Origin of the sequence: Amycolatopsis sp. NPDC006125 (assembly GCF_040614195.1) — a bacterium.
Taxonomy (GTDB): domain Bacteria; phylum Actinomycetota; class Actinomycetes; order Mycobacteriales; family Pseudonocardiaceae; genus Amycolatopsis_E; species Amycolatopsis_E tucumanensis.
The window spans coordinates 1-10,018 of the sequence record NZ_JBEXTZ010000166.1 but is presented as its reverse complement, the minus strand read 5'-3'; the positions used below and the strand labels follow the sequence as shown (position 1 = coordinate 10,018).

13 protein-coding genes are annotated in these 10,018 nt (G+C 73.9%); 6 read left to right on the top strand and 7 right to left on the bottom strand.

All coding sequences use genetic code 11. The features are described from left to right. Both ABZ193_RS41835 and ABZ193_RS41830 read right to left on the bottom strand, forming a co-directional pair. A partial coding sequence (locus tag ABZ193_RS41835) for a serine/threonine-protein kinase (RefSeq protein ID WP_354714309.1) occupies positions 1–946 on the bottom strand: 946 nt, incomplete at its 3' end. 94 nt (positions 947–1,040) lie between these two features. After that, positions 1,041–1,958 carry a superoxide dismutase gene (locus ABZ193_RS41830; protein ID WP_354714307.1) on the bottom strand — a complete coding sequence of 306 codons (918 nt, stop codon included), beginning with the start codon at positions 1,956–1,958 and terminating at the stop codon, positions 1,041–1,043. 113 nt (positions 1,959–2,071) lie between these two features. On the opposite strand from ABZ193_RS41830, the gene ABZ193_RS41825 reads away from it, so the two are divergent. Next, a complete protein-coding gene (locus tag ABZ193_RS41825; RefSeq protein ID WP_354714306.1) occupies positions 2,072–2,455 on the top strand; it encodes a metalloregulator ArsR/SmtB family transcription factor in 384 nt (127 codons plus the stop codon). Beyond that, positions 2,415–3,044, top strand: a complete 630-nt coding sequence (locus ABZ193_RS41820; RefSeq protein WP_354714304.1) for an SRPBCC family protein — start codon at positions 2,415–2,417, stop codon at positions 3,042–3,044. Before ABZ193_RS41825 ends, ABZ193_RS41820 begins: the two co-directional genes overlap by 41 nt. A 286-nt stretch (positions 3,045–3,330) precedes the next feature. On the opposite strand, the gene ABZ193_RS41815 is transcribed toward ABZ193_RS41820, so the two are convergent. Together ABZ193_RS41815 and ABZ193_RS41810 are read right to left on the bottom strand one after the other, a co-directional pair. After that, on the bottom strand, positions 3,331–3,789 hold the full coding sequence (locus tag ABZ193_RS41815; protein WP_354714302.1) for a carboxymuconolactone decarboxylase family protein: 459 nt from the start codon (positions 3,787–3,789) through the stop codon (positions 3,331–3,333). A 71-nt stretch (positions 3,790–3,860) separates the two neighbouring features. After that, the gene (locus tag ABZ193_RS41810) at positions 3,861–4,580 is read right to left on the bottom strand and encodes an AAC(3) family N-acetyltransferase (RefSeq protein ID WP_354714300.1); all 720 of its coding nucleotides are present in this window, start codon (positions 4,578–4,580) and stop codon (positions 3,861–3,863) included. Between the two features lie 113 nt (positions 4,581–4,693). On the opposite strand from ABZ193_RS41810, the gene ABZ193_RS41805 reads away from it, so the two are divergent. Together ABZ193_RS41805 and ABZ193_RS41800 are read left to right on the top strand one after the other, a co-directional pair. Further along, positions 4,694–5,242, top strand: a complete 549-nt coding sequence (locus ABZ193_RS41805) for a L,D-transpeptidase (RefSeq protein WP_157358877.1) — start codon at positions 4,694–4,696, stop codon at positions 5,240–5,242. Between the two features lie 46 nt (positions 5,243–5,288). Continuing rightward, the gene (locus ABZ193_RS41800; protein ID WP_237335699.1) at positions 5,289–5,657 is read left to right on the top strand and encodes an STAS domain-containing protein; all 369 of its coding nucleotides are present in this window, start codon (positions 5,289–5,291) and stop codon (positions 5,655–5,657) included. A gap of 4 nt (positions 5,658–5,661) precedes the next feature. On the opposite strand, the gene corA is transcribed toward ABZ193_RS41800, so the two are convergent. Continuing rightward, positions 5,662–6,633, bottom strand: a complete 972-nt coding sequence (corA, locus tag ABZ193_RS41795) for a magnesium/cobalt transporter CorA (RefSeq protein WP_237335698.1) — start codon at positions 6,631–6,633, stop codon at positions 5,662–5,664. Between the two features lie 60 nt (positions 6,634–6,693). Between corA and ABZ193_RS41790 the strand changes: the two genes are divergently transcribed. Together ABZ193_RS41790 and ABZ193_RS41785 are read left to right on the top strand one after the other, a co-directional pair. Next, complete coding sequence (locus ABZ193_RS41790) at positions 6,694–7,695, top strand: Gfo/Idh/MocA family oxidoreductase (protein WP_354714298.1); 1,002 nt, start codon at positions 6,694–6,696, stop codon at positions 7,693–7,695. Positions 7,696–7,711: 16 nt separating this feature from the next. Beyond that, on the top strand, positions 7,712–8,389 hold the full coding sequence (locus tag ABZ193_RS41785) for a GNAT family N-acetyltransferase (RefSeq protein ID WP_354714296.1): 678 nt from the start codon (positions 7,712–7,714) through the stop codon (positions 8,387–8,389). Between the two features lie 2 nt (positions 8,390–8,391). On the opposite strand, the gene ABZ193_RS41780 is transcribed toward ABZ193_RS41785, so the two are convergent. Both ABZ193_RS41780 and ABZ193_RS41775 read right to left on the bottom strand, forming a co-directional pair. Next, positions 8,392–9,375, bottom strand: coding sequence for a pyridoxal-phosphate dependent enzyme (locus tag ABZ193_RS41780; RefSeq protein WP_354714294.1), 984 nt, complete (start codon positions 9,373–9,375; stop codon positions 8,392–8,394). Then, positions 9,296–10,018: GHMP kinase (locus tag ABZ193_RS41775; RefSeq protein ID WP_354714292.1), on the bottom strand; the 723-nt coding region annotated here is incomplete at its 5' end. The genes ABZ193_RS41775 and ABZ193_RS41780, both read right to left, overlap by 80 nt.

Sequence of the window (10,018 nt, the reverse complement as noted above, 5' to 3'; positions counted from 1 at the left end):
GCGCTGTCCCGGCGGGCGGTGTCCCGGCGGGCAGCGCTCCGGCGGGCGGTACCCCGGCGAGCAGCGCTCCGGCAGGCGGTGCTCCGGCGGGCGGCGCTCCGCCAGGCGGTGTCGGGGGCGCGGCCCAGCCCGGCGCGGCGAGCGCCTGCCGGGCGGCGGCGATCAGCTGCCCGGCCGTGGCGAACCGCTCCGCCGGGTCCTTCGCCATGCCGCGCAACAGCACGTCGTCCAGCGCGGGCGGCAGGTTCGCGAGCGCGGACGCACGCGGCGGCGGGTCCTGCAGGTGGGCGCGCACCTGGGCGAGCGGCTCGGCCGCGGGGAACGGCCGCCGCCCGGTGAGGCACTCGAACAACACGCACGCCAGGGCGTACACGTCGACCCGGCCGTCGACGGGCGCGTCCCCGAACCGTTCCGGCGCCATGTAGTCGAGCGTGCCGATCACGGCGCCGGACTGCGTGATCGCGGTGGCGTCCGGCCCCGCGCTCCGGGCGATCCCGAAGTCCACCAGGTACACGAAATCGGCCGGCGTCACCAGGATGTTGGACGGCTTGACGTCGCGGTGCACGAGCCCGTCGGCGTGCGCCGCGTCGAGCGCGCCGGCCACCTGGGCCAGCAGCGCCAGCGCGCGGGCCGGCGGCATCGGGCCCGCGGCCAGCAGGTCCTTGAGGTCGGTGCCCTCCACCAGCCGCATGTCGAGGTAGAGGCGGCCGTCGATCTCGCCGAACGCGTGGATCGGGATGACGTGCGGCTCCCGCAGCCGCGCCACGATCTGCGACTCGCGGCGGAACCGCGCGCGGTAGGCCTCGTCGGCGACGAACGGTTCGCTGAGCCGTTTCAGCGCGACGACGCGGTCGTGGGCCGTGTCGTAGGCACGGTGCACCTCGCCCATCCCGCCCCGGCCGAGCAGTTCCTCGATGCGGTACGGGCCGAACGTCTCGGCGGACATGGCGCTCCCGGGCAAGATCGGCGGACCAGCCGATCGTAGCCACGGCGGGGCGCGGGCGGGCGCGTTGCCGGGAAGCACCCGCCCGCGCCGGGAGTCAGAACTTTTCGACCGCCACGGCGTTGTAGGTGGTCTCCGGCGTCGGCGGGGTGGTGAAGCGGGCGTTGACGAGGTAGAAGCGCTTGCCCCACTCGGCGACGGTGGCCGGGACGTCGAAGCGCGGGTCGCTCCGCTGTTCGACGACGCGGGCGCTGGCGCCGTCGGCGGACAGTTCCAGCTTGGCCAGCAGGTTCAGGCGGTTCTGCACCGCGTACAGGGTGCGGCCCTCGCGCAGCAGGCCGTCGTTGTTCGGCAGGGCGGCCGCGTCGACCTGGGTGGTGACACCGGTGGCCGGGTCGATGCGGAACAGCAGGCCCGTGTTGGACTGCCCGGCGATCAGGGCCTTGCGGTCGGGTGTGGTGACGATGCCGTTGAGGTTGGTCTCGCCAGCCACGACCGCGAGGTCGCCGGTGAGCGGGACGTGGACCGCTTCGGCGGGGAGTTCGCCGTTCCGGCCCAGCGGCAGCTTGTAGAGCACCGGGCGGCGGGAGTCGGTGAACCACACGGCGTCCTTGGTGATCACCAGGTCGTTGACGAACGTGTCGGTGGTCTGGAACCGGTAGCTCGCGAGGACCGCGCCGGTGCGGGCGTCGATCACGCGGGCGTCGCCGCCCGTGCCGCCCGCGACGAACAGCCGGGCGTGCCGCGAGTCGACCTTGATGCCCAGCGAGGGCGTGCCCGGCCCCGGCGACAGGAGGCTCCCCCGGCCGGTGCGGAGGTCGACCTGCTGGATGCGGCCGTCCACGCGGGAGCCGAAGTAGGCGGTCGGCCAGGCGCCGATCGCGATGCCCTCCGGCTGGAACCCGGCGGGCAGGGCCAGTTCGGCGGGGAACGCCCCGGGCCGGGCCGTCGCCGGCGCCACCGACAGGGCGCCGATCACCAGCAGGGACAGGACCAGTGTGCAGACGCGTCTCATCCGCGGACCTCCTCCGTGGTGCTGTGCCGTCTCCGGCCCAGTTTGTCCGGTACCCCCGGGTCCGACAATCTTAAGTATTGACTTATATAAGCCACGACTGACAGACTGGGCGTGTGCACGCGTTCGATGTGCTGGGCGACCCGGTTCGCCGGCGGATCCTGGAGCTCCTGGCCGACGGGGAACAGGCGTCGGGGGCGATCGCCGCGGTCATCCGGGAGGAGTTCGGCATCTCCCAGCCGGGCGTCTCCCAGCACCTGCGCGTGCTGCGGGAAAGCGGTTTCACGACTGTGCGCGTGGCCGGGACGCGCCGGCTGTACGCGGTGAACTCCGAGCCGCTGCGGGAGGCCGGGGAGTGGCTGGAGCGGTTCCGCCACATCTGGGACCAGCCCCTCGACGCGCTCGCCACCGAACTGGCCCGCGGCAAGCGGGAACGACGACTCAGGCAGGAGAAGGACCATGCTCGACATCGCGAACCACCTGAAGGCGATCCACCGTGAGGTCCGCCGCGGCACGACGACCGGGGGCGAGACGGTCACCGTCCTGGTGCGGCGCCGCTACGACGCCACCGTCGAGGACGTGTGGGACGCGGTGACCGACCCGGCGCGGGTGCGCCGCTGGTTCATGCCGCTGACCGGCGACCTGCGTGAGGGCGGCTCGTTCCAGCTCGAGGGCAACGCCGGCGGCGACATCCTGACCTGCGACGCGCCCCGGCTGCTGAAGGTGACCTTCGGCGGGCCGACCAGCGTGGTGGAGGTGCGCCTGACCGGCGACGGCGAGAGCACCGAGCTCGAGCTGGAGCACACGGTGCCGATCGAGATCGCCCAGAGCGGCGCGGGAGCGCTGTTCGTGGGCCCCGGCTGGGACGGCGCGCTGATGGCACTGGCGCTGTACTTCGCCGGGGAGGCGCCCGAGGACCCCGTGGCGGCCGCGAGTTCCCGCGAGGCGCAGGAGTTCTGCGCCGGTTCGGTGACCGAGTGGAGCACGGTGGTGGAGGACTCCGGGACGGCCACCGCGGAGGAGATCGCGGGCGCCGCGCAGATCTCGATGGCCCAGTTCGCACCCGACCTGACCGGCGAAGCCCAGTAGCGGCACCGGAAGGCAGGCGCCGGGGCCGCCTCCCCCATCGGCGGCGCGGCTCGCCGGGAGCTGATCGGGCCGACGGCGGGCACCACCCCTGACGGCCGCCCGCCGCCGGAGTCAGCTCCGGTGTGGCCCCCATCGGCGGCGCGGCTCGCCGGGAGCCAATCGGGCAAAGGCCCTGCCTCGCCGACGAATTGACCTCCGCGTGATGCGGCGTCACCCCATCGCCGCGCCGCCCGCCGGGAGCCGAGCGCGGGGGCCCGGCACCGACACCGGTGCCGGGCCCGCCGCCTCACCACCGCGTTCCGGCCTGCTCCCTGATCGTCACGTTGATCCGGTTGAACAGGTTGGTCAGCGCGATCGTCAGGATCAGCCCGGACAGCTCCCGCTCGTCGAAGTGGTCGGCGGCGTCGTCCCAGACGGGGTCCGGCACGCCGTCGCCGGTGCGGTCCGCCAGGCGCGTCGCGGTTTCGGCCAGCGCCAGGGCGGCCCGCTCGGCGTCGCTGTAGAACGGGGCCTCCCGCCAGGCCGCGACGTTGTGGATGCGCTCCTCGCTCTCCCCCGCCTTCCGCGCCTCCTCGACGTGCCCGTGCACGCACGCCGCGCAGCCGTTGATCTGGCTGACCCGCAGCCCGGCGAACTCCCGCACCCCCGCGGGCAGCCCGCTCGCCTCGATGGCCTTCATCAGCCCGCCGATGCCCTTCATCGCCTCCGGCAGCACGTACGCCGGGTTCTTCATCCGTGTGGTCATGATTCCCTGACGGATCGGCGCCGGTCAGTGTGACCGCCCCAGCAGCTCGTCCAGCCGCCGCACGGCGAAATTCACCAGCGGCCGCGCCGGGAGGAGACGGCACCGCGCCGGCCCACCTCCGCCTCCCGCACCCCGTGCACGCGCTCGAACTCGCGCCCCACCACCGGGAACAGCGTGCCGTTGTCGTTGGCCACGTCCAGCGTTTCGCACCAGATCCGCTCGCCGTCCACCAGCCGCGGGAACCGGCGCACCTTCAGCCGCCGGTGCCGCGCCAGGGTCTCCGCGTGGTGCAGGAAGCTGTTGCGGTCGTGCCCCACCCCGATCAGCAGGATCGACGCGTCCAGGTCGTACAGCTTCGAAAACGGCGAGCCCGCGCCGAGGGCGAAACCCAGCGGCTGCGCGGCGACGACCTCCCGGGCGTGCACGCCGATCGCCGCCACCGAGGCCTGCGGATGCCGGCTGCGCACCGCGCCGGGCCACTGCCGCACCGCCTCCGCTACCGCCCCCATCTCCGACGGCGTCCCGGCGTCGAACAACGGCACCGCGTCACGCCGGGCGCGGATCGCGGTGTCCGGCGCCCCGCGGTGGTCCGGGTCCGGGTCGGCGATCCGCGGCGTGAACGCCGGAGCGGCCACCGTTCCCGCCTGCCCGGCCGCCGCCACCAGGCTCGCGACCACGACACGGGCGCCGCCGGGGACCGGCCCCAGGCTGGACAGCGACGCGTGCACGATCACCGCCGTCCCCTCGGCCAGCCCGAGCTCGCGCCAGCCCGCCACCAGATCGAGCCCCATGCCGCCACCCCTTCTCGCCGCGTCAAACCTTCCCTGGGGATCATTCACCCGAAGTCGTGGAAACCCGCCGGAATCCGGCGACCGGACTGGTTCAGCACCGCTAGGGTGCGGCCGTGGCACCGCTTCGCTCCACTTCCTCCGGTCTTCAGCGCCAGGCCTGCTGGACCACCCTCGCCGCGCTCGCCCTCGTCGCCGGGTGGGCCGTTCTGGAAGCCGCGCCGGCCGAGACCGCCGCCGCGCCCGCGCCCCGCCCGGTTCCGCCGCCGATGCCGCTGTCCAGCGCCGCCGCGCCAGCCCCGCGCACCGAACTCTGCCCGGACACCGCGCGCGCCTGCGTCGACGAGGAACGGCGCGTGAGCTGGCTCCAGCACGACGGCGAGATCACGCACGGCCCCGTCCCGATCATGCCCGGCGCCGCCGACGCCCCGGACTCTGTCGCCACCCCGCGCGGCGTCTTCCGCGTCGAGTGGAAGGACGCCGAGCACACCAGCGCCGAGTTCGGCGACCCGATGAACCACTCGGTGTTCTTCGCCCCCGGCGGGATCGCCCTGCACGAGGGCAGCCTCGACGCACCCTCGCACGGGTGCGTGCACCTGTCGGCCAGGGACGCCGCCCTCTTCTACGACGCCCTGCCGGTGGGCGCCGAGATCGCCGTGTTCTGAAACGACCGGATCGATTTCCCGGTGCCGCCGTGTCACCATGAAGGCGATGCAGTCCCCCGGCAGCCCTCAGCCCGGCCCCGGCGCTCCCTTCGCCGTCACGGTTCAGGAGCGGGAGGCCGCCCTCGTCGTGCAGACCTCCGGCGAGCTCGACGCCTCCACCGTGCCGCGGCTGCGCGCGATCATGCGCGGCGTGCTGACCGGCGCGCCCGCGGTGCTGGTCGTCGACCTGTCCGGCGTGACGTTCCTCGGCTCGGCCGGGATGCACCTGCTGCTGGAGATCCAGGACCTCGCCGGGAACGCCGACGTGCGCTTCGTCGCGCAGGGGCGCGGCACCGTCAAACCGTTGCGCCTCACCAGGCTCGCCGACGTGCTCGACCTCTACCCCACCCTCGCGCAGGCGCTGCGCCCGGCGTGAGGCGTCACAGCCAGTCGCGCCGCTTGAACATCGCGTACAGCGCGCCGGACAGCGCCAGGATCACCGCGGTGGAGAGCCAGAACCCCCACGGCCGCTCGAATCCCGGGTAGGGCACGTTCTGCCCGTAGAAGCCGGTGATCGCCGTCGGCACCGCGATGATCGCCGCCCAGCTGGTCACCTTCTTCATGATCAGGTTGAGCCGGTTGCCCTGCAGGCTCAGCTGTGTCTCGCGGATCGTGGTGACGAGGTCCCGCAACGACTCCGTCCACTCCGACGCGCGCAGCACGTGGTCGTAGACGTCCTGGAAGTAGGGCATCAGCGTCTCGTCGACGAGGTGGTGGTCGCGGCGCATCAGCGAGTTCACCACCTCGCGCATCGGCAGCACGACCCGGCGCAGCGACACCAGGCTCTTGCGCAGCCGCAGCGACCGGCGCTGCATGTCGGTGTGGTCGACGTGCTCGGCGAACACCCCGTCCTCGAGCGACTCGATCTGGTCGTCCATCGCCTGCACCGCGTCGAAGTGGGTGTCCACGATGTAGTCGAGCAGGCCGTGCACGAGGAAACCGGTCCCGCCCTTGGCGAGGTCGGCGGAGGCGTCCCAGCGCTGCACGACCGCCTCGATGTCGAAGTGCTCGTCCTTGCGGACCGTCACCAGCGCGCGGTCGGTGAGGAACGCCGCCAGCTCGCTGTCGGTCAGCACGCCGGTCGCGGTGTCCAGCCGCACGGCGTAGGCGGTGAGGAACGCGTGAGTCTCGTACCGGTCGAGCTTGGGCCGCTGGTGCTCGTGCACGGCGTCCTCGACGGCGAGGCGGTGCAGGCCGAGCTCCTCGCTGATCGTGGCGAGGTCGGCTTCGGTGGGCTTGACGAAGTCGAGCCACACCACCGCCGCCGGGTCCTGGAGGTGGTCGGACAGTTCGGCCGCCGGGAAGTTCTCGGCTTCGAGAACTCCGTGGCGGTACACGCGGGTGCGAGCCATGCCCCAACGCTAGGCTGTGCGGCGGACGTCCGCGCAGCAACGGATCTGGGGGCTTTCCCGGTGGAACCACTTCGCATCGGCATTCTGGGCGCGGCCCGCATCGCCGGGACCGCCATCGCCGCGCCTGCCCGCGAGACCGGGCACCGGCTGGTCGCCGTCGCCGCGCGGGACCGCGGCCGCGCCGAGGCGTTCGCCGCCGAGCACGGGGTGGAACGGGTCGCCGCCGGCTACACCGAGCTGCTCGCCGACGACGAGATCGACGTGGTGTACAACCCGCTGCCGAACGGGCTGCACGGGCCGTGGAACCTCGCCGCGGTGCGCGCCGGGAAGCACGTGCTGAGCGAGAAACCGTTCGCCGCCAACGCCGAGGAGGCCCGCGAGGTGGCCGCCGCGGCGGAGGCGGCCGGGGTGCGGGTCATGGAGGCCTTCCACTACCTCTACCACCCGGTCCTGCTGCGGCTGCACGAAATCCTGGCCTCCGGCGAACTGGGCGAACTCCGCGCCGCCGAGGCCGAACTGCTCATCCCCGCGCCCGCCGACGGCGATCCCCGGTGGTCGTTCGAGCTGGCGGGCGGGGCGCTGATGGACGTGGGCTGCTACGGCTTGCACGCGCTGCGCGGTCTCGCGCCGTGGGCGGGCGGCGAACCGGTGCTGGAGTCGGCGACCGGGACGGCGCGGCGGCCCGGGGTGGACCAGGCGGTGGACGCGCGGCTGGCGTTCCCCGGCGGCCCGACCGGCATCGTGCGGTGCGACATGGCCGCCGCGGAGGTCCGCTTCCGCCTGCGGCTGACCGGCACGCGTGGCGAGGCGACCGCGGTGAACTTCGTGCGCCCGGACACCGACGACCGGGTCCTGGTCGGCGACCGGGCCGAGCACCTGGGCCGCCGCCCGTCGTACTCCTACCAGCTCGAGGCCTTCGCGGCGCACGTCCGCGACGGCGCGCCGCTGCGCAACGACCTCGCCGACGCCGTCGCCACGATGACGTTGATCGACGAGTGCTACCGCGCCGCCGGCTTCCCGGTGCGTCCCCGCTCACGTGTGGAACCGGTGCCGGGCGCCTGACCGGTAACGTCGGGTCGTGAGTTCTGTTCTGGACAACCCGGCCTTCGCGTCGCTGACCGGTCCGCACGCCCGGTTCGCCGAATCGCACGGAACCGCCGTGCGGTACGACCCGGAGGTCTCGCCGTGGGCGGGCATGCCGGACGACGCGGACGAAACGGCCTGGAAGGACCTGGCGGAGCTGGCCGGGCCGGGCGAGGTGCTGGCGCTGCCGGGGCCGCCGCTGCCGCCGCCCGCGGACTGGGCCGTGGAGTTCGGCGTGCCGGGCGTGCAGATGGTCGCCGAATCGGCTGAGACCGCGCCGGATCCGGAGGCGGTGCGGCTGACCGCGGCCGACGTGCCCGAGATGCTCGCGCTGGCCGAGCGGACCCGGCCGGGGCCGTTCCTGCCGCGCACCGTGGAACTGGGCACCTACCTCGGGTTCCGCCACGAGGGGCGGCTGGTCGCGATGGCCGGGGAGCGCATGCACCCGCCCGGGTTCACCGAGATCAGCGCGGTCTGCACGGACGCGGAGTTCCGCGGGCAGGGGCTGGGCACGCGGCTGGTGCTCGCGGTGGCGCACGGGATCCGCGAGCGCGGCGAAACGCCGTTCCTGCACGCCGCGGCGGAAAACACCAGCGCCATCCGCCTCTACACCGCACTGGGCTTCCGGCTGCGCCGCGAGATCGACTTCGTCGGGGTGCGGGTGCCCGCCTGATCTCAGGGCGCCGGCCAGGCCATGCGGGACCACGGCAGGGCCAGGCCCGCCCGGGTCGCGGGCTCGACGGGCGCCAGTGACGTCACCGGGACCGCTTCGGCGTGGCGCGCGAACACCGTGTCCACGTACCGGTGCCCGGTGTCCGCGGCGATGAACAGCACCGTGCGGTCGGACCGGTCCCGTTCCCAGCGCGCGGCGAGGTAGGCGGCTCCGGTGGAGAGCCCGGCGAAGATCGCGTGCCTGCGCAACAGGTCGACGCTCCCGGACAGCGCCGCGCCGAACCCGACCCAGTGGATCGTGTCGTACAGCTCGTGCGCGACGTTGCCGAACGGGATGGAGCTGCCGATCCCGGCGATGATGATGTCCGGATCGCCGACGTGCTCGCTGCCGAACGTGACGCTGCCGAACGGCTGCACCCCGACCAGCCCCATGCCGGGCGCGGTGGTCCGCAGCCAGGTCGCGAGCGCCCCGGTGGAGGCGCCCGATCCGACGCCGCCCACCACGATCAGCCGGGACGGGTCCAGGTCGCGGGCGATCTGCCGGGCCACCGCGCGGTACCCGAGGTAGTGGACGCGGTCGTGGTACTGCCGCATCCAGTGCCAGTCCGGGTGTGCGCGCAGGATCTCCCCGATCCGCCGCACCCGCCGGTTCTGGTCCAGCTTGAGGTCGGCCTCCGGCGGCATCTGCTCGAGCGTCGCGCCCAGCACCGCCAGCTGCGCGCGCAGCGTGTGGTCCACTGTGGTCGATCCGACGATGTGGCAGCGCAGGCCGAACCGGTGGCACGCCAGCGCGAGCGCGTAGGCGTAGATCCCGCTGGAGCTGTCCACCAGGGTGTCGCCGGGGGCGATCACGCCGGTGCGCAGCAGGTGCCGCACGGCCTCCAGCGCGGAGACCACCTTCATCGTCTCAAACCGCAGGCAGACCAGCCGCTCGCCGGTCCGGACCAGGTCCGGCCGCGCGATCGCCTCCGCGATGTGGTCGTGCATCCGTCCCTTCCGTGGTGAACAGGCGGCTCGCGGGCAGTCCGGCGGCCCGCAGCGCGCGGACGCACCGGCGCAGGCGATCCGGGTCGCCGCGGGGGTCGAACAGCAGGCCGGCCACGTTGCCGCTGTGCGCGACCTGCACCCCGGCCGCGCCGGTGACGGCCGCGATCCGTTCCAGTTCGGGCAGTTCGTCCTTGACGAGCACGCGCTGGTTCAGCCGCGCGCTTGCGGTGCTCACGCGGCCGAGCAGCGCGACGTCACCGGTCGCGATCGCCAGCCGCAGCATCCGCCGCAGCCGCTCGAAGGCGGCCACGTCGGCGACGGCGCCCAGCGCAAGCGTGTCGACCGGCGCCCCGCCGCCGGTCACGCACCCGACCACGACGACCGGCGGGAGCCGCGGGCCGAGCCGTTCCAGCACCCGGCCTTCCCGCTGCGCGAACAGCACCGCGCCGCCGCCGAGCATGATGGGGTCGCAGGCGCGCTCGGCCCGCACCGCGATCCGCGCGACGGCCTCCGGCGTGAGCACGACCCCGAACGCGGCGGAGACGGCGCGCACGGTCGCCAGGATGTCGCTGGTGGACGATCCGAGCCCGAGCCCGACCGGCAGGCCGCCGTCCAGCCGGAGCGCTCCGCCCGCCGGGCGGCC